The organism is Leucobacter sp. cx-42 (assembly GCF_014529985.1).
In the GTDB taxonomy this organism is placed as follows: Bacteria; Actinomycetota; Actinomycetes; order Actinomycetales; family Microbacteriaceae; genus Leucobacter.
Map to the genome: position 1 here is coordinate 164,473 of NZ_JACVMU010000003.1, position 19,558 is coordinate 184,030.

The following is a 19,558-nucleotide window of genomic DNA, read 5'->3' on the forward strand; positions in this document are numbered from 1 at the left end:
CGCCCGTGCTGCGAGTGAGGCAGCGTTACTTGGCGTAGCCGTACGGCAGCAGGATGTCTTGCACGCGATCACTCGCGGCGGTGTGATCTGAGCGGGTGGTCACGGCGCACCGGTCGACATTGCAATCGACACCCTCAGAGGTGGCCTCGGGGACGGTCAGCACGACCTCAAAGGTGCCAGCCTTGGTGTCGAGGTAGGAGTGGGTTGCGAAACTCTTCCACGCCCAATCGCTCGTGACCCACGCGCTTGCGAGCGGATCCTCAGCGTCAACCTCGCCATCCATCGCGCCTTCAGGCAGCCCGCCGAGACACGGACCAGGCTTCACATCGGGGGTCGCGGGAATTGCGCAGAAACCAACGTATATGCCGATCCCGGCATCGAAGCCAGAACCCGTCACGACGATCCGGTCCCCGGGCTTGAGCGCCGACATATCGAGGTCATCACCGCTCGCGCTGCGAACCTCAACCGTGCGGTTGCGATCGTCCTCGCCACGCGCGGAGTCCCGACTTACGTAAGAATCAGGAACCACCTGCCCGGACGAACCCGCGCTCTGGTGCGTGAAGATTGGAATGACGATGACCGCGACCGCGCCAAGCACCACAACTGCAATTACTAGCAGTGAAATAAGCAGCGCCCGCACTGTGGGGCGGCGACGGGAAGCGGTAGTCATGCCTCAATCGTAATGCTCAGCCGAAGATTACCGAAGAGGCGGTTCTCAGACGCTGCAAGCGATAGGTCTGATAGGTATCGCGTGCTAGAATCTGCCCTATACGTCTATATTGAATGAGTTTTGCCTCGCGGGATTAATGCTCGTGGGGCCTGAGTTGGTAAGGGGGTCACGCATGGGGCGCGGCCGTCAAAAGGCAAAGCACACCAAGGTCGCTCGGGAGCTGAAGTACTTCAGTCCAGAGACGAACTATTCGGCGCTCGAGCGCGAGCTCGCGACGAAGTCTCCGACACAGTCGGAGGAAGAGATGTGGGCTGAGTACGCCGACAAGTACGACATCGACGACGATGAGGACGAGAACTAACTCTCTCTTCTTTGCTTCCGGCCGTTCCTAGAACGACCGCGCAAATTCGACGCCATCACCACCCCGATGGCGTCTTTTGCGTGCCCGCGGGCTGTTCTGCGCCTGTGCCCTGTGCTCACCGCCTCGGGCCACCTCACCTTCGGTAGCGAAAAGTCGCTTCGGTATGACTGATTCAGGGGAATTCGTCTTACGGAAGCTCGATCTCTGACGCTCGCGAAGTGCGGACTGGCAGGCAGCAGGCAGGCGACGGCGGCAGGCAGCAAAAAGGGGAGCCCCACACGGGACTCCCCTTTCACGCAGTAGCGAGAAGCTTACTTCTTGCCCTGGGCTGCGACAGCAGCAGCGCCGGCAGCAGCAGCCTCGGGATCGAGGTAGCGGCCCTTGCCAGTCGGGGTGCCGTCTTCGTTGATCTCATACACGAGCGGCATGCCGGTCGGGATGTTGAGCGACGCAATGTCTTCGTCCGAGATGCCCTCGAGGTGCTTCACGAGTGCACGCAGCGAGTTGCCGTGTGCGGTGACGAGAACAGTCTTGCCCGAGTTGAGCTCAGGAAGGATCTCGCCTTCCCAGTAGGGAACCAGGCGCTTGATGACGTCCTGGAGGCACTCGGTCTGGGGACGTTCGCCGTCAATGCCGTTGTAGCGCGGATCGTTCGCCTGCGACCACTCGCTCGAGTCCTCGAGCGCGGGGGGCGGGGTGTCGAACGAGCGACGCCACTCCATGAACTGATCCTCGCCGTACTTCTCAAGGGTCTCAGCCTTGTCGAGGCCCTGGAGCGCACCGTAGTGACGCTCGTTGAGACGCCACGAACGCTTGACCGGAATCCACAGGCGATCAGCGTTGTCGAGCGCGAGGTTCGAGGTCTGAATCGCACGGCTCAGCAGCGAGGTGAAGAGGACGTCGGGCAGTACGCCTGCGTCTGCGAGCAGCTTGCCAGCAGCGGCGGCCTCGCCTTTGCCCTTCTCAGTAAGGCGGCAGTCCACCCAACCGGTGAAGAGGTTCTTCTCGTTCCATTCGCTCTGGCCGTGGCGGAGCAGGATCAGGGTATTGGTCATGGTTCCAGTCTATTCAGTCAGATTCGTTTGAGCTTCGGAATGTTGGCTGTTGCGCCAGCATCTGAGGGAACGATCACCTCAGGGGTGGCCGCGATGATCTCACCGCTGTCTTCGGTGCGCACTTCGAGCGCGACGTCCTCAGGGATTCCACGCTTCACCAGCGCGAGCGCAATGGGACCCCACTCGTAGTGGTTTGCGGCGCGGGTGATCCGCCCCACTGGGCGAGCCTCAGCGTTGGCTGATTCGCCAGCGCGGTACACAAGGGTACCGGCGGTCGGCAGCTCGCCGGCCGAACCGTCAAGGTGCAGCATGACGAGGCGACGCGGCGGATGGCCAAGGTTGTGCACCTTCGCGACGGTCTCCTGGCCGCGGTAGCACCCCTTGTTCAGGTGCACGGCGGTGCGGAGCCAATCAAATTCGTGCGGGATCGCTCGCTCATCAACATCGCTTGCGAAGTTCGGGCGCCAGGCACGAATTTCGAGCGGATCGAGCGCCAGCGTGCCAGCTACCGACACCGTGCCAGCTTCGACGAGCTCGACCACGCCAGTGAGCGCAGTGCGCGGGAAAATGAACGCGACGAACGACCAGTCAGCGCCCGGGTGCTCACCGCGGGCGTACTGGACGCCACCGCGCTGGAGGCTCGCCCAGGGGTCACGCCATTCAGCGGCAGCGGTTCCGAGCGCACGCAGGTGGGCGGCAGCGCGATCCGCGCCCGTCTCGTCACCACCGTCAAACGCGCCGACAACCGCATAGTCAGCGGTGACGTTCGTCACCTCAACTCGCAGCGCAAAGCGCATACGCATGAGGAAGTTCGTGAGGTCATCGCCGGCGTCGGGCGCGACCGTCAGCCAGCAAGTTTCACCGTCGTCCACGAGGCGAATTGCATGCTGGATGCGCCCATTCGGGTCGAGCAGGAGCGTCTCGACGCCCTCGCCCGGCTGAACACCAAGCAGGTGCTGCGAAGTAAACGAGTGCAGCCAGCTCAGCCGGTCTGGACCGCTCACCGTGACAACAGCCTGGTCAGACAGGTCAACGATTGCTTGACCGGCTTCGAGAGCGCGCTGTTCTGGCAACGGTGAACCGTAATGCGCAGCAACGCCTCGTTCACCGAGCGCGACAGCGCCCGGCAGATGCATGAAGGGACTACTCACTGGAATGACCTCCGAGCTCGTAATGGTTCAGGGGCCGAAGCGAATACGCGTTGTTTAGCGCTGGCCCTTGAAGAGCTTGTAGATGACCGTGCCGGAAACCCATGCAATAGCCAACGACGCAAGGCCAAGCAGGCCGAGGAAAAAGAGTTCAAGCGCGAGAAGCATGATGCCAGTGTACTCCTAATTCTGAATTTGTTCCGGTCTAGATGCGACCGATGAGCGTACCGATGCCATCAACACCAGCGGTAATCAGCACGCAACCGGCGATACTGAAGGCCAAACGCGTGATGAAACCGTTCTTCTGTGCGGTGCCCAGCTGCAAGGCGAAGGTTACGAGCGAGCCGAGCCCGATGGCGAAGACGAGCCACGCAACGCGGCTCTCTGCTGGCGCAAAGACCAGCACCATGACGCCGAAGACCGCCGCGACCGCCCACGCAGTTACGAGTCGACCGATATGCCACGGGTGCGATTCGGGGGCCTCATTGGTTGCGCTCATGGTTTCCATCTTTGCACACGCCGTGAAAACCATCATCGAAAGCCTCTACTCGGTTGCGTTCCCCTTGGAATGTCAGGGGTCCCCCGTAAGATTGCAAGCACCAAAGGTTCTCAAACCTGAAGGAGGAGCACCGATGTTCACACTTACCGTCGTTTCGCAGAAAGACCTCGTTTCGGGTGTGCGCACGGCCCGTTCCATTGCGGCTGCAGCAGAGGCGTTTGATGGCGCTCCCCCGGTCTCCGATCAAGCGTTCATTGCAGCAGAATCCGGTGCTCGGGAACTCTTCCTTGCAAGCGAGGTTGGCGCAGAGGCAATTGGCTTCGGCATTCTCGGCGAAGGCGAACTTGATGTTGTGGTCCTTCCAGAGCAGCGCCGACATGGCGTTGGCACCGCGCTCGCGAATGGCATGCTGACCGGCGTCACTGCAGCGATCCGCGTCTGGGTGCATGGCTCGCAGCCTGATGCCGAAGAGATTTTGTCGAGCAAGGGCTTCACCCCGGTGCGCACGCTGCTGCGCATGTCGCTTGACCCGGCGCTGTTGCCCACCGCATATCCTGAGCTCCCCGAGGGCACCACTCTCCGCACGCTTGACCCGACAAGTGACGCAGACGCTGACGCCTGGGTTGCGGTGAATGCAGCGGCGTTTGCTTTCCACCCCGAGCAGGGTCGCATCACCGTCGCAGACTTTGCCCGCATGATCGAAGAGCCCTGGTTCGATGGATCTGAGCTATTTTTGCTCGAGACAAAGGGAGTCGAAGGCCTCGCAGGGTACGGCTGGGTGAAGACTGTTGCCGACCCCGCTGGCGGGGCGCCAGACACCGAGCTCTACGCCCTGGGTATGGCGCCGGCTGCGGCCGGCCGTGGCCTTGGTCGCGTACTCCTCGATCAGACGCTCGCCCACATGCGCACCCACGGCCCCAAGTCTGTGTCACTGTATGTCGACGGTGAGAACACCCGTGCAGTCAAGCTGTACGAGCACAACGGCTTCACCGTCGCGGCACGTTCTGCACAATGGCTACGCCCCGAGACCCGCTAACTGTAAGAATGGGAACTATGAGCGACGATACGCCCACCATCGAAGGTTTCGAAGAGCCGCTGCCCGCAGATCGATACATCGATCGCGAGCTCAGCTGGCTCGCATTCAATCAGCGCGTGCTGGAGCTCGCTGAAGACCCCTCGGTGCCGCTCCTCGAGCGCGCCAATTTCCTCGCCATTTTCGCTTCGAATCTTGACGAGTTCTTCATGGTGCGCGTCGCTGGTCTCAAGCGGCGCATCCTCACCGGCCTCGCCGTGCCGACCAACGTGGGTCGCGCCCCCACCGATGTTCTCGCAGACATCATTAACACCGCCTACGAGCTGCAGAAGCGTCACGCACGCTGCTACTCAGAGGTAGTGAAGCCCGAGCTTGCCGCAGCTGGCGTCCGCATTGTTGATTGGCAGAGCCTCGACTCAGCTGATCGCGTGGTGCTGAAGGACTACTACGAGCACCACATCTACCCCGTGCTCATGCCGCTCGCGGTCGACCCCGCGCACCCGTTCCCGTACATCTCAGGCCGCGCGTTGAACCTGTCGATCCGCGTCTTCAATCCGCGCACTGACAAGGTCGAGTTTGCGCGCCTGAAGGTGCCGCAGATGATCCCGCGGTACGTCCGCGTCGACCGTCGCGAGACCGAAGACAACGTCCGCTTCATTCCGCTTGAGGCGCTGATCGCGAACCAGCTCGACGGACTCTTCCCCGGCATGGAAGTCATGGACCACCACGTCTTCCGCGTTACTCGTAACGAAGACGTCGAGATTGAAGAAGATGAGACAGAGAACCTCATCCAGGCGCTCGAGAAGGAGCTGCTGCGTCGCCGCTTTGGTCCGCCCATCCGCCTCGAGATCTCGGACGACATGGACGAGGCCACGCTCGACCTCCTGAAGCGCGAGTTCGACATCGACCCCGAGCAGGTCTACGTGCTGCCCGCACCGCTCGACCTCTCAGGTCTCTTTGCGCTCACCAGTATTCCGCGCCCTGATCTGAAGTTCACGCCGCACATCCCCGTCACGCATCCGAAGTTCCGCACCAGCTCGCCGAGCGAGAAGCCCGACACGTTCGCGGCAATCGCACGTCGCGAGGTGCTCGTGCACCACCCGTACGAGTCGTTCGCGACCAGTGTGCAGGCGTTCATCGAGCAGGCAGCAACCGACCCCGATGTGCTCGCCATCAAGCAGACCCTCTACCGCACCTCGGGCGACAGCCCCATTGTCGCCTCGCTCATCAAGGCGGCAGAGGCTGGCAAGCAGGTGCTCGCGCTTGTTGAGGTCAAGGCTCGCTTTGACGAAGAAGCGAACATCACCTGGGCACGCAAGCTAGAGCAGGCGGGCGTGCACGTGGTCTACGGCATCGTGGGTCTCAAGACCCACTGCAAGCTCGTGCACGTCATCCGTGAAGAAGCTGGCAAACTCACGCACTACTGCCACATCGGTACGGGTAACTACAATCCCAAGACGAGCCGCATCTACGAAGACTTCGGCTTGTTCACCTCATCTCCCGAGGTCGGTCGTGACGTCACGAAGCTCTTCAACGTACTGTCGGGCTACGCAATCGAGACTGATTACAACCGACTCCTCGTCGCACCCCTGCAGCTGCGCGCTGGTCTGCTCGAACGCATCGAGCGTGAAACCGAGAACGCGCGCGCTGGCCTGCCCAGCGGCATCAAGTTCAAGGCGAACTCGATGGTCGATGAGCAGATCATCGATGCGCTGTACCGTGCAAGCCAGGCTGGCGTGCCCATCGAAGTATGGATCCGCGGTATTTGCTCGATCCGCGCCGGCGTTCCCGGGCTCTCCGAGAACATCCAAGTGCGCTCGGTGCTTGGCCGCTACCTCGAGCACTCACGCATCTATGCGTTCGAGAACAACGGTGACCGCGAGGTCTACATCGGCAGCGCCGATCTCATGCACCGAAACCTCGACCGTCGCATCGAGGTGCTCGTTCGTATCGCTGAACGAGAGCACCTTGCACGCATCGATCGCTTCTTCGAGTTCGCGTTCAGCGACGACGTCTCGTCCTGGCGCATGTTGTCTGACGGCAGCTGGGACCGCCGCGTAGTGAGCGATGAGGGTGAACCGCTCCCTGATCTCCAAGACCTGGTCATGGTCGACCGCACGGAGGCGCGCGATCGGAGAAACCGTTGAGCAAATCCCTCTTCGCAGCAGGCACAGTCTGCTGGCGTCGCGTGACGAACGAGCGCGGCGTCGAGCAGATCATGGTGCTGCTCATCCATCGCACGAAACAGCGCGACATTTCCTTCCCCAAGGGCAAGCTTGACCCGGGTGAGAGTATGCCGCAGGCAGCCGTGCGTGAGACGCTCGAAGAGACCGGCCTCAAGGTGGGCCTCGGAGTCAACCTCGGCACTATCCAGTACCCGCTGTCCAAGAAAGACCCCAAGCAGGTCAAGACGGTGCAGTACTGGGCCGCTGAGGTCACTGACGCAGCAGTGCAGGCTTCCACGTTCCGCCCAAACAGCGAAGTTGAAGCGCTCGAATGGTTGCCCGCAGATGAGGTGAGCGCACGTCTCACCTACGCTGCAGACCGCGACCTCTACGACGTGTTCCTGAAGCTCGTCGCCCGCAACGCATTCGACACCTTCTCAGTTGTGCTGCTCCGCCACGCAAAGGCAGAGCCACGCAGCGATGCCTACCCTGTCGATCATCAGCGCCCGCTCGCGCCCGCCGGCGAAGAGCAAGCCGAGAAACTCGTTGCGATTCTGCAGCCGTTCGCTCCGAAGCGGCTCATTTCATCGACCGCAACCCGATGCTTGCAGACCGTCGCTCCCCTCGCAGCACACCTCAACAAGCGCGTGCGCGAGAAAGACGGACTCAGCCAGGAGGCCTGGGAAGCGGGCGACCTCACCGAGCTCCGCTCAGTCATCGGCAAGGTGGTTCGGAAGACTCGCAATGCGCTCATTTGCACGCACCGTCCGGTGTTGCCTGACGCAGTCCGTGAGCTCGCCCTCGCAACCGGCAGTCTGCCTGGCAGCTACCTGCAGGAAGCCGCTGAGCTACCACCAGGCGCTTTTTCTGTCTTCCACTTTTCGAAGCAGAACCCAGGTGCCGGCATCCTGAGCGTAGAGACCTACCCGGTGAAGTTGTAAAGCTTTCGCTCGCTGAGTGAACGTGCAGTTCACAGAGGCAGTGCGTTCGTTCACCCGCTGTTCACTTTGTGGCATCCCTCAGGTCATTCAAGCTTTCTACCGTAGAGATGTGGCCAATTCCGGTCGCACCAAATCACGATACTTCTCCAGACGGGATGAATCTACGGTGAAGCTTTCAGCTCTGACCAAGGCCGCAATTGTCAGCGGCGCCGCTGCACTCGCACTGACCTCGTGCGCAGCAAACGAATCCGGCTCGACCGCTCCCGCCGAGTCGAACCTGTCGGGCGAGATCATCGGTGCAGGCGCATCGTCGCAGGGATCCGCTCAGGAAGGCTGGATCGCAGCCTTCCAGACCGCAAACTCGGGTGTCACCGTGAACTACGACCCGACCGGCTCCGGCGCAGGCCGCGAGACCTTCCAGCAGGGCGCATCGTCGTTCGCTGGCTCGGACCGCGCGTTCAAGACCGACGAGATCGCAGCAGGCCCCTTCGGCTCCTGCGCACCTGACACCGGCATCGTTGAGTTCCCGGCATACATCTCGCCGATCGCGCTCATCTTCAACCTCGACGGTGTTGACTCGCTCAAGCTTGACGCTTCGACTGTCGCCAAGATCTTCTCGGGTTCGATCACCAAGTGGAACGACCCGGCAATCGCCGACCAGAACCCTGGCGTGACCCTGCCTGACACCAACATCAGCGCAGTTCACCGCTCGGATAAGTCGGGCACCACCGGCAACTTCACCGAGTACCTCGAGGCAGCAGCACCCGCTGACTGGACCGCAGGCTCCATCGAAGAGTGGCCCACCGAGCTCGGCGGCGAAGGCGCACAGGGCACCTCGGGTGTCGTTGACGCAGTCACCAACGGTGTCGGCACCATCGGCTACGCAGACGCATCGCGTGCTGGCGATCTCGGCACTGTCGAGATCAAGGTCGGCGACGAGTACGTGGCATACAGCCCCGAGGCTGCAGCAGCCATCGTTGACGCTTCGCCCGTCGAAGAGGGCCGTGGCGACCACGACATCGCGATCAAGCTCGACCGTACCTCATCAGAGGCAGGCGTCTACCCGATCGTTCTCGTCAGCTACCTCGTCGGCTGCGAAAAGTACGCAGACCCCGCAAATGCTGAGCTCGTGAAGTCGTACTTCAACTACATCGTGAGCGAAGAGGGCCAGCAGGACGCTGCGACCTCGTCGGGCAGCGCCCCGATCACCGCAGACCTTCGCTCGAAGGTTCAGCCCGCGATCGACGCAATCAGCTAAATCGCTTCGCACCCAGGGTCGGGGATCCGCGTTCATATCTAGGCAAAATCGCCTCAGATTGCACTAGAACGCGGGTCTCCGACTTCCGTGCGATACGCTCCATTCACACTTTTGACCCGCACATCTTCGAAGGGCACCCACCCAGTGACTGCCACTACCAAAGCGCCACGACCGGTTCTCAGCCGCGGCGACCGCGTGTTCTCACGATCCGCTGTCTTCGCAGGCAGCATGATCCTGGTCACGCTCGCAGCCGTCGCGATCTTCCTGATCGTACAGAGCCTGCCGGCCTTCGTCGCGACCGACCAGACCGCTTCGCTCATCGACAGCAACTTCTGGGCGTACGTCGGACCGCTCGTCTTCGGCACGATCTGGGCAGCGGCGCTCGCACTCGCGATCGCCCTCCCCGTTGCAATCGGTATCGCGCTGTTCATCTCGCACTACGCGCCTCGCAAGCTCGCTTCGGTACTCGGCTACATTGTCGATCTCCTCGCAGCGGTTCCGAGCGTCGTGTACGGCCTCTGGGGTATCGGTGTCCTCGCGCCAGCGCTGCAGCCGGTCTACGCCTGGCTGAATGACAATCTGGGCTGGTTCCCGCTCTTCGGTGGCGTCGTTACTGGCACAGGCCGTACGATTCTCACCGCCGCTGTGGTTCTCGCCGTTATGATCCTCCCGATCATGACGGCTATCTGCCGTGAGGTGTTCCTGCAGGCGCCGAAGCTCCACGAGGAAGCCGCGCTCGCGCTCGGTGCGACTCGCTGGGAAATGATCCGCCTCGCAGTGCTGCCGTTCGGCCGCTCGGGCATCGTCTCCGCAGCAATGCTCGGCCTCGGTCGCGCACTTGGCGAAACCATGGCAGTCGCAATGGTCCTCTCGGCTACCGGCATTGTGAGCTTCAAGCTCCTCACCTCTGAGAACCCCTCAACGATCGCCGCGAACATTGCGCTCACATTCCCCGAGGCCTACGGCCAGAACGTGAACATCCTCATCGCGACCGGTCTCATCCTCTTCATCGTGACCTTCCTCGTGAACGCCCTCGCGCGCTGGATCGTAAGCCGTCGCGCCGAGTTCAACGGAGCTAACTAACCATGGCAATCACCGTTCGTCCCATTTCGCAGGGCTCCACGCTCGCCGGCAACCGCCTCTCAAAGCGCACCCCGTGGATCACCCTGGCTGCGTCCTTCCTCGCTTCGGCCGGCCTCTTCGCGCTGCTCGCAGTAGCTGGCGGATCCGCCTTCTCCATCGTCGGCACCGCGCTCGTCGGCGCAATCACCTACATGGTGGTCATCACGGTCCTCTCGGCCTCCGTCGAGGGTCGTCGCCAGGCAAAGGATCGCTTCGTCACCGCACTCGTCACGAGCGCATTCATCGTCGCGATGGTGCCCCTGATCTCGGTCTCAATCACCGTGATCTCAAACGGCATCGGCCGCATGGATGCCGAGTTCTTCAACTCGTCGATGCGTAACGTCACCGGTGAGGGCGGCGGCGCACTGCACGCGATGATGGGCACGCTCCTCATCACACTCGCGGCAACGATCATCTCGGTTCCCCTCGGCTTGCTCACCTCGATCTACCTCGTCGAGTACGGCCGCGGAAAGCTCGCGAAGACCATCACCTTCCTCGTCGACGTGATGACCGGTATCCCCTCGATCGTCGCCGGCCTGTTCGCGTATGCGCTCTTCGCGCTCATCCTCGGACCCGGCGTGCGCATGGGCATCATCGGCGCAGTGGCGCTCTCCGTGCTCATGATCCCGGTCGTCGTGCGCTCGAGTGAAGAGATGCTCCGCCTCGTTCCCAACGAGCTGCGTGAAGCCTCCTACGCGCTCGGCGTTCCGAAGTGGCGCACAATCTTGAAGGTTGTCCTGCCGACCTCGATCGCGGGCATCACGACCGGTGTCATGCTGTCGATCTCGCGCGTCATCGGTGAGACCGCTCCCCTGCTCATCACCGCAGGCTTCACCGCATCGATGAATTACAACCTCTTCTCGGACCGCATGCAGTCGCTCCCGGTCTACGTGTACACGCAGTTCGCGAACCAGGGTAACCCTGCTTGGGCGTTCCTTGAGCGTGCATGGGCTGCGGCTCTGCTGCTCATCCTCATCGTGATGGCGTTGAACCTCCTCGCCCGCCTGATTGCGCGATACTTCTCGCCGTCATTCGGCCGCTAATCTTCCACCGACTCTCAGAAACGAAAGACAACACCATGTCGAAGCGCATCGAGGTTTCAGACCTCAACGTCTACTACTCGAAGTTCCTCGCCGTCGAAGGCGTCACCATGAACATCGAGCCCCGCAGCGTGACCGCGTTCATCGGTCCCTCGGGCTGTGGCAAGTCCACGTTCCTCCGCACGCTCAACCGCATGCACGAGGCAATCCCCGGCGCACGCGTCGAAGGCGAGGTCTTGCTCGACGGTGAAGATCTCTACGGCGCAGGCGTCGACCCCGTGCTCGTGCGTCGCCAGGTTGGTATGGTCTTCCAGCGTCCGAACCCGTTCCCGACGATGTCGATCCGCGAAAACGTACTTGCTGGCGTGAACCTCAACAACCGCAAGATCTCGCGCACCGATGCTGACGACCTCGTCGAGAAGTCGCTGCAGGGCGCGAACCTCTGGAACGAGGTCAAAGACCGCCTCGACAAGCCCGGCTCGGGCCTCTCGGGCGGTCAGCAGCAGCGTCTCTGCATCGCCCGCGCGATCGCGGTCTCGCCCGAGGTACTCCTCATGGATGAGCCGTGCTCGGCGCTCGACCCGATCTCGACGCTCGCAATTGAGGACCTCATCGATGACCTGAAGAAGGACTACACGATCGTCATCGTGACTCACAACATGCAGCAGGCGTCACGCGTCTCCGACCGCACCGCGTTCTTCAACATTGCGGGCACCGGCAAGCCGGGCAAGCTCATCGAATTCGACGACACCTCAAAGATCTTCTCGACGCCTTCCGTACAGGCCACCGAGGACTACGTCTCGGGCCGTTTCGGCTAACGAGCACGAACTCACGTAGAGCGGGCCGGGGCAATCGCCCCGGCCCGCTCTACGTGTATGTCAGCCTCGTCAGTGCCCGCCTACTTGCGGCCGAGGCGGCGGCTGGCAATCAACGCGCCACCGGCAAGCAGCATGACCGCGCCAAACGCGATCCACTGATTCGGACCATTGACCGCACCCGTCGCCGCCAACGCCGTAGGCTTCCCGCCCACCGGCTTCGCCGTGTCAACCGGCTCCGTCGGAACCACAGGATCAACCGGTTTAACCGGATCAACCGGATCAACAGGCTCAACCGGGTCCACAGGCTCGACCGGGTCAACAGGCGCTTCCGCAAACACAGCCTCAACCGCGCCAATATCTGCCAGCTCGACCGTATTCACCGGGTCGGCCTGCGGCCGCACCAAACCACGCTGATCAGTCGCCAAACGCGCATCAACCGAATCACTCGCCGCACCGACGAGCTTTGAAATGCTCAACGGATCCGCCTGATCAATCAAGCCAGGCACATGCACGGCAGCGGTGTACTGCAACCCATCAACATCGACGGCAACCTCTTCAAGATCACCGAGCGCAAGCTCATCACTCGACGCGACCACACGAGCCCCTGGCACACCCGACTCAGGGATGTCGGTCGGCTCTGTCGAATACGCGACATGATCCTCGACAACAGTAATCTTGTCCCCTGCCTGCCCGTTATACAGGATGAGTGGTGGCTCTTCTCCGGTGTCAATGACGGTGTTCGTCAGTCGAACAGTGGAGTCAATACCCGGGCCGATAATGATTTCTGCACCAACAAACGTTGTATGTTCGAACACATAGTCTGCACATGACGAGCGTTCCAAGCTGAGGGCCACCCCTATTTCCGTTGATGAGCTGAACGTGCTGTTCTGCAACCGCAGTATGTTTGGGCGTGTAGGGCACGGTTCTCCGGCGGTTCCGTTGCTCTCAATGCCTCCACTTGGTATTGCTAGGTCGTTTACACTCGAGTTTTGGCCTGTGGCCACGTTGTCAACAAATGAGGAACGTTCGACCAGCACCAGGTCACCTACGTTGGCTGTGCCTCCATCACCAATGGACTCTCCGCCATACACGTTGTCCACAAGGATCGCCCCCGCGTCTTCGCCAGAATTCTCTCTAAAGAGGTTTCCTTCGAGGTGTACAAGTGGTTCTTCAAGGACATAGGGAGTACCGTCTTCTGAGACTGCATCGACGCTCGCAATGAAAATTGCACCAGCGTTTTCATCTGGAATAGTGTTTCGGAGGAATGTGGATCCGGAGACATGCACAGAGGATCGCCGTCCCGGCTCAAAGGTAAGAGTCGCGCCGATGTTCAGAGCCGTCATCTGGTTGTCAGTGAAGCGTGAGTTGTGAATATGCACTTCGGTATACAAGTCCTCCGGCTCGAAATCCAGCACAGCATCACCTGGACCCATGTCGCTGAAGTCACTGTTGTCAACGATGAAATACTCAAGCGAATCAGGGTCTGGAAGGTAGATCCCACTTCTCCCGAAGCCCTGTATCGAACTGTCATAGAGTCCGAACTGCTGCACCTCCTCACCTACATAGATTCCCTCGTCTGTATCGAGCAAACCTGTCAATTGCAGGTTGTCCAGCTGCACAACAAATTCCGGGGAAGCTGGGCCCTCGAACTGCAAGAATTCGCCGCTTCCCAAATAGTCGCGTGTGATCGTAGGGCGAGTATCACCGGCACCTTCACCTCGCAGGATGACACCACCGGTGACGACCAGCCGACTCTTCACCAGGATGTTGAGCTCTGCATCGATGACGATCTCGTCGAGCCCGGGTGACGCGTTCGCCTGTGCAATTGCTGTACGCAGCGTGCCCTCGTCCAAGGTGTCGGCCGGATTGGTGACCCGAATCATGCCCCCCGGACCGGCAGAACACACCAACCGCTCAATTCCGTCACAGTTTTGCTGCACAACCTCAGCGTGCGCTGCAACTGGGATGAGGCTCATTCCGATCAGGCCGGCAACAATGCCGCTGACCAGCAAGGTATTATTTTTCATTCGTGCTCCGTACTCATCAGTGTTGCGCTGAGGAAGCGCCGCACGTTACTGTTTCCGTCCGAGGCGGCGGCTGGCAATCAACGCGCCACCGGCAAGCAGCATGACCGCGCCAAACGCGATCCACTGATTCGGACCATTGACCGCACCCGTCGCCGCCAACGCCGTAGGCTTCCCGCCCACCGGCTTCGCCGTGTCAACCGGCTCCGTCGGAACCACAGGATCAACCGGTTTAACCGGATCAACCGGATCAACAGGCTCAACCGGGTCCACAGGCTCGACCGGGTCAACAGGCGCTTCCGCAAACACAGCCTCAACCGCGCCAATATCTGCCAGCTCGACCGTATTCACCGGGTCGGCCTGCGGCCGCACCAAACCACGCTGATCAGTCGCCAAACGCGCATCAACCGAATCACTCGCCGCACCGACGAGCTTTGAAATGCTCAACGGATCCGCCTGATCAATCAAGCCAGGCACATGCACGGCAGCGGTGTACTGCAACCCATCAACATCGACGGCAACCTCTTCAAGATCACCGAGCGCAAGCTCATCACTCGACGCGACCACACGAGCCCCTGGCACACCCGACGCCGGGCGATCATCTGGCTCTGAAGAATACGCGACATGATCCTCGACGATCTCGAGAGGATCTGACAGGTACTGTGGCGAGAACGGCTGGTCGCTGCCAGTATCAATGACAGTGTTCGTGAGGAACAGGGCCGCGTTTTCAGCGTCAGCTGTTGAAATTCCGCCACCAACAAACGTGGAATGGTCGATTTCAAAGCCCATGCAGTCCGCCCGGCCAAGATGCATGGCATATGTTCCCGGGATATCGCTACTGAACGTGCTGTTCAAGATGCTCAGGCCCGTAAGCTCCGTACGGCACTCTTCGGGTGTAAAGCCTGTCTCAGACTGGCCGCGTCCCACGTAGAGGTGATTCGCGCCATCAGCTGGCTCTTCTGTCAGGTTGTTCACGAATGAGTTGCGTTCAATCACAACGAGTTCGCCCAGCTCTGAGCCAGGCACAAACTCGTCGGCTTCACCATCGATTCCAGAAATGTAAACGGCGCCTGAGCGACTGCCGATGTTATCTCGGAAGAGGTTACCCTCGAGGTGCAAAAACGGCTCGTCAATCTTGACGGCTTCTGGATTCTCCAGTCTCAGTTCTACTCGCCCGAGATCGATTGCTCCGGCGTCGTACCCGCCAGCATTGTTCGCAATGAATTCACTGCCTGAAACATGTAGAGACGTCTTGTCCCCCATGTGTTGGCCTCCCAGGCTGGAGTCCATAACCACCGCGGCCATTTCATTGTTTTCAAAGCGGGAGTTATGAATGTCCAAGCGCGTGGTGGCGTCTTCTGCGCTGAGAAGCAGCACGCCTTCGCCCGGTCTCATATCGGTGAACTCGCTGTTTTCCACCAGGAAATGTGAGAAATCGCCCTCGGTGCTGAGCCGCAATCCCTTGTCGGCGAAACCGCGCATACTGCTGTCGTACATGGCAAAGCGCATGGGCCCGTTTGATACCCTGACCCCCGAGGCCTCATCGTTTGCGCCCTCCATGTCGAGGTTTTCAAATTGCACCGTGAAATCGGCGAATTCGGGACCCGAGACGTAGAAGAGGTAATCACCGTCTTTGGTGTTTCCGCGTATCGTCGATCGCGTCTCGAGGTTTCCTTCACCCCTCAGGATGAGCGCATCAGTGATCTCAATTTCGCTCAAGACCTCAATCGTTAGCTCTGGGCCAATGATGACTTCGTCCAACCCCGGTGATTGGTTCGCGCTTTCGATGGCTGCGCGAAGCGTGCCTGATGTCAAAGTGTCTGCCTGGTCGGTGACTCGATAGCTAGTGACGGCTTCAGCTGAACACACCATTCGTTCGACTCCATCGCAGAGCTGTGGTTGTGGTTCTGCCTGCGCAGCACCCGAGATCAAGCTCATCCCCACGAGGCCGGCGACAATGCCCAGCCCCAGTACGGTGTTCTTCTTCACTGAATCTCCCATAGCCCTCACTATTGTGAGCGATCACTCACAAGCAGCACACAGGGGAAACGCTACCTCGGGGCAAGATAAAACACCAGAGAAACATAGCTCAGTCATAAGTCGCGCAGACTGTCCGCAGGCGGGCGTAAAACACCAGACCACGAAGCGAGAGTCCCTTCCCCGGGGGTTCTCTTGGGGAAGGGACTCTCATCTCAGACAGGAGTGGGCGTTAGTTTTCCGTGTCCTGGCTGTCCTCGCTTTTACTGCGCGCCTCGCGCTTGCGCAGCAGACGGTTAGCCCCGAAGAGCGCACCAGCCGCAACCACCAGCACTCCGGCGAGCACGAACCAGTTCGTCGCATTCATCGCTGAGCCGGTGTTCGCGAGCGTCTGCTGTGTGGTCTCGCCCTTTGGTGCAGTTGGGGTTGGGTCTCCGGGCTTCGGATCCACCGGCTTTGGATCCACCGGCTTTGGAGTTTCGGGTTCCACCGGAGGGGTCGTATCTGTGACCGCGACACCTTCAACCGCGCCAATCGTGGGCAGCACAAGACCGCGTGCGGTTGCAGCACCGGGGCGCGCGCCACCGGCCTGGTCGAATGCGAGGCGCGGATCCTCCGATGCCACACCAGCCCCAGTCAACACTGATGCCACCTCAGTCTCTGCACCAGCGATAAGGCCAGGTATCCTCACCCGTGCCGCGTACGACAGGCCTTCGTTCTCTGTCGCAACCGAGCTAAACGCATCAAGTGCGAGATCACTGCTCGGCGCAACCACACGACCCGGACCCGCGGAAATGAGCCCAGCATCAGGCTCGGTGCTGTAGCCAACGTGATCTTCAAATAGCGCAACTGGGGTCCACTCTCCAACCGCCACGAACGGCTGTTCGGATTGCGTGTCAAACACCGTGTTGCGGAGGAAGATACCAGCTTTGAATTCTGAACTAGTGTCGCCGACGGCAATGCCAGCACCAATGAAAGTCGCGTGATCGATTTTGAAGGCCACGCAGTCTGCTTCATCGATGCGCACCGCGGCATCGCTCGAGGTCTCTGCGCTAAATGTCGAGTTCAAGATGTGCAACGGAGTGAGACCGGTGAAGCAATCTTCTGGGGTTGGCGCGTCAATCTCGGGTTCTGCATATTCAATGAGGATGTCGTTTGCCCGAACATCGCCATCTTCAGCGGTATTGTTTTCAAACGATGAACGGTCTACGACGACGAGCTCGCCGTAATCAGCAGAGTTTGTCGCGTCTTCAAGGTCACCGTCAATGGAACCAAGATAGAACGCTCCTGCGCGTTCACCGAGATTCCCACTGAAAGTGTTCCCTTCGATTCGGACAATCGGCTCTTCGAAATGCACTTCCTCTACTTCAACCGACTCAACGTCTACACCGTCAACCGAAATCGCCCCCGCTTCTGCGTAGTGCGCAATGTTGTTCACAAATTCTGAACCCAACACACGCAATGTGGGCACTGCACCGTCGGTTCCAGATAGCTCACCCTCGAGACGAATCGCGGTGGCCTCGTTGTCGACGAAGCGAGAGTTCCGCACCTCGAGGGAAAGCAGAGAGTCCTCAGTCATCGCTTGCACGACGCCAGTTCCTTCTCCGATGTTCGTGAATTCACTGTTCTCGATCACGATCTGCTCAAGGGTGTCATCTGGCTGGAAGTCGAGGGCAAACTCTCCGAATGCCCGCATGCTGGCTTCGTACATACCAAAGCCGACGAGTCCGTCTGCCACAAGGATGCCACCGCCATCCCGCCCTTGCCCATCGAACGTCAGGTTTTCCACCTGCACGACAGCATCCGAAGCAGACACGTCGTACACTTCCAGCACGGGGTAGGGATCGACTTCCTGAGAACCAATTGTGGCGCGTGTTTCTGTATCGCCTTCGCCCCGCAAGATCAGACCGTCGCTGATCATAATCATTTCTTCAAGCTGAATCTCCAGCTCGGCGTCAATCACGATTTCGTCCAAACCGGGGCTTGAGTTTGCCTGCTCGATAGCCCAGCGCAGTGACCCTACCTCGGGAGTATCTACCGAGTCGGTGGGTATTTCCACGCGGTACGATTCGACCGTGTCATCGGAACATACCAATCGCTGCACGCCGTCGCAGTCTTTCGCCGACAGCGCCGCGTACGAGGCAGTCGGCACCAGGCTCATTCCGATCAGCCCTGCCGCGATACCCATGCCTAATGCGGTGTTCTTCTTCACTGAGGCTCCCTTGGTTACAGCGGACGCGAAACTTCGCGCACAAGTCACACACAGGAAACGCTACAGAACACCCTAGGCGACCACAAGAGAAACAAGTCATTACTCAAATCAGCCAGCAGCAGCGCCCAAACGGGCATAAAAAATACCAGACCGCAGAAACGCCTCTCGGCGGAAGGCCGCTCGAAGCGGCAAAAGTTGGAGCCCGGGGTTACTGCGGCCCGGCACTTACATTGTAGCGCCAGGCCCCCGACCGCTCATGTGAGATGCAGATCGGGCGATCCGCACCCCTACTCGAGCTCGCCGAAGCGCCAGCGCTCGGATCCGGCGGCGAGCTCGGCGCCGATCGAGGCGTAGCGCAGCGCTCGGGCCGTGAGCTTGGAGGCCTCGGCCGGGTGGTCGGTGTCGAGTGAGTCGGCGAGATCCGCCGAACCCATCGACATGATCTTTGCGTATGCCACCGCGCGATCGAGCGCGTCACCCAGGTCGCCGACGAAGGCGCCGGTCAAGATCGTGTCACAGAGATCAGTGATCGTCTCGGGCGTGACGGGTTCCATAGCGCCGGCGACCGCGGTGTCGATGGTGCCGATGCGGGCGGATCCGCGCCGGAACAACTCAGCCGTCATCTCCGCGTTGGAGGCAACTACGCGCCGCAGCAGGAATAACCGCCACAGCACACCAGCCAGCGTGTGCGTGCTCTGCTTCGACCACAACTCGGCGAGGTCGCTAATGCCATCACCCGCTGCGATTTCCAGCACGCGTGCAATCACGACCGGATCAGCGGTCTGTCGAACGCGGTGTAGGAGCGCCCATGACGTGTCATGCGCGAGCTGATTCTCGATGCTCGGATCTTCCGCGCCAATCACCCAGTTGAACGCATGATTCGGCTGAACCATCGGCTTCTGGAAATCTCGGCTCACGTTTCTCCCGGTTCGATTGGCTTGCGGCTGGCTGCCCGCGGCTGGCCTCCGCGGTCGGTTGCGCGACGTCCAGGATAGACCCACTTCGCGGGTGGCGCGTTCAGGAACCGTTGCGGCGAGCGCGGGTGATGCAGTGGGGCGCGGATCGGGGCATAGCGCCCCAAACAAAAACCCGGTGCAGCTCGCAATGAACTGCACCGGGTGAGTGTGCCCCCAGTAGGGATCGAACCTACGACCTGCGGATTAAAAGTCCGTAGCTCTACCGCTGAGCTATAGGGGCGCGACCTCTAGCCTAGAGCATTCGCGAACCCACTTTGC

The 19,558-nt window shown here is 60.6% G+C and carries 16 protein-coding genes and 1 tRNA gene; 8 read left to right on the forward strand and 9 right to left on the reverse strand.

What is annotated here, in order from left to right; all coding sequences use genetic code 11:
* Window positions 1–25: 25 nt before the first annotated feature.
* Window positions 26–670: a hypothetical protein gene (locus ICM05_RS04155; protein ID WP_188023315.1), complete on the reverse strand. Its 645-nt coding sequence runs from the start codon at window positions 668–670 to the stop codon at window positions 26–28.
* A 172-nt stretch (window positions 671–842) separates the two neighbouring features.
* Here ICM05_RS04155 and ICM05_RS04160 point away from each other — a divergent pair, with 172 nt between their 5' ends.
* Entirely contained in the window at window positions 843–1,031 is a 189-nt protein-coding gene (locus tag ICM05_RS04160; protein WP_188023316.1) for a DUF3073 domain-containing protein, read from the forward strand.
* Window positions 1,032–1,342: 311 nt separating this feature from the next.
* Here the strand turns inward: ICM05_RS04160 and ICM05_RS04165 are convergent, their stop codons facing one another.
* From ICM05_RS04165 to ICM05_RS04175, 3 genes are all read right to left on the reverse strand, one after another.
* Window positions 1,343–2,086: a phosphoglyceromutase gene (locus tag ICM05_RS04165; protein ID WP_188023317.1), complete on the reverse strand. Its 744-nt coding sequence runs from the start codon at window positions 2,084–2,086 to the stop codon at window positions 1,343–1,345.
* 17 nt (window positions 2,087–2,103) lie between these two features.
* Complete coding sequence (locus tag ICM05_RS04170; RefSeq protein ID WP_188023356.1) at window positions 2,104–3,222, reverse strand: folate-binding protein YgfZ; 1,119 nt, start codon at window positions 3,220–3,222, stop codon at window positions 2,104–2,106.
* A 217-nt stretch (window positions 3,223–3,439) separates the two neighbouring features.
* Window positions 3,440–3,733, reverse strand: a complete 294-nt coding sequence (locus tag ICM05_RS04175; RefSeq protein ID WP_188023318.1) for a hypothetical protein — start codon at window positions 3,731–3,733, stop codon at window positions 3,440–3,442.
* 133 nt (window positions 3,734–3,866) lie between these two features.
* Here ICM05_RS04175 and mshD point away from each other — a divergent pair, with 133 nt between their 5' ends.
* The 7 genes from mshD to pstB all read left to right on the forward strand — a co-directional run bounded on the left by mshD (window position 3,867) and on the right by pstB (window position 12,110).
* Window positions 3,867–4,769: a mycothiol synthase gene (mshD, locus tag ICM05_RS04180; protein WP_188023319.1), complete on the forward strand. Its 903-nt coding sequence runs from the start codon at window positions 3,867–3,869 to the stop codon at window positions 4,767–4,769.
* Window positions 4,770–4,786: 17 nt separating this feature from the next.
* Window positions 4,787–6,913: an RNA degradosome polyphosphate kinase gene (locus ICM05_RS04185; RefSeq protein ID WP_251364496.1), complete on the forward strand. Its 2,127-nt coding sequence runs from the start codon at window positions 4,787–4,789 to the stop codon at window positions 6,911–6,913.
* Entirely contained in the window at window positions 6,910–7,872 is a 963-nt protein-coding gene (locus ICM05_RS04190) for an NUDIX domain-containing protein (protein WP_188023321.1), read from the forward strand. The genes ICM05_RS04185 and ICM05_RS04190 overlap by 4 nt, the downstream gene beginning before the upstream one ends.
* Before the next feature lie 166 nt (window positions 7,873–8,038).
* Window positions 8,039–9,130, forward strand: a complete 1,092-nt coding sequence (gene pstS / locus ICM05_RS04195) for a phosphate ABC transporter substrate-binding protein PstS (protein WP_188023322.1) — start codon at window positions 8,039–8,041, stop codon at window positions 9,128–9,130.
* 144 nt (window positions 9,131–9,274) lie between these two features.
* Window positions 9,275–10,213 carry a phosphate ABC transporter permease subunit PstC gene (pstC, locus tag ICM05_RS04200; RefSeq protein ID WP_188023323.1) on the forward strand — a complete coding sequence of 313 codons (939 nt, stop codon included), beginning with the start codon at window positions 9,275–9,277 and terminating at the stop codon, window positions 10,211–10,213.
* A gap of 2 nt (window positions 10,214–10,215) precedes the next feature.
* A complete protein-coding gene (gene pstA, locus ICM05_RS04205; protein WP_188023324.1) occupies window positions 10,216–11,295 on the forward strand; it encodes a phosphate ABC transporter permease PstA in 1,080 nt (359 codons plus the stop codon).
* Between the two features lie 35 nt (window positions 11,296–11,330).
* The gene (gene pstB, locus ICM05_RS04210) at window positions 11,331–12,110 is read left to right on the forward strand and encodes a phosphate ABC transporter ATP-binding protein PstB (protein ID WP_188023325.1); all 780 of its coding nucleotides are present in this window, start codon (window positions 11,331–11,333) and stop codon (window positions 12,108–12,110) included.
* An 80-nt stretch (window positions 12,111–12,190) separates the two neighbouring features.
* On the opposite strand, the gene ICM05_RS12605 is transcribed toward pstB, so the two are convergent.
* From ICM05_RS12605 to ICM05_RS04235, 5 genes are all read right to left on the reverse strand, one after another.
* Window positions 12,191–14,137 carry a hypothetical protein gene (locus ICM05_RS12605; RefSeq protein ID WP_215401737.1) on the reverse strand — a complete coding sequence of 649 codons (1,947 nt, stop codon included), beginning with the start codon at window positions 14,135–14,137 and terminating at the stop codon, window positions 12,191–12,193.
* Between the two features lie 45 nt (window positions 14,138–14,182).
* Window positions 14,183–16,123, reverse strand: a complete 1,941-nt coding sequence (locus tag ICM05_RS12610; RefSeq protein WP_215401738.1) for a right-handed parallel beta-helix repeat-containing protein — start codon at window positions 16,121–16,123, stop codon at window positions 14,183–14,185.
* A gap of 220 nt (window positions 16,124–16,343) precedes the next feature.
* Complete coding sequence (locus ICM05_RS04225) at window positions 16,344–18,323, reverse strand: hypothetical protein (RefSeq protein ID WP_188023326.1); 1,980 nt, start codon at window positions 18,321–18,323, stop codon at window positions 16,344–16,346.
* A gap of 287 nt (window positions 18,324–18,610) precedes the next feature.
* Entirely contained in the window at window positions 18,611–19,240 is a 630-nt protein-coding gene (locus ICM05_RS04230) for a hypothetical protein (RefSeq protein ID WP_188023327.1), read from the reverse strand.
* Window positions 19,241–19,448: 208 nt separating this feature from the next.
* Window positions 19,449–19,520: transfer RNA gene (locus ICM05_RS04235), tRNA-Lys, on the reverse strand.
* Between the last annotated feature and the right edge of the window lie 38 nt (window positions 19,521–19,558).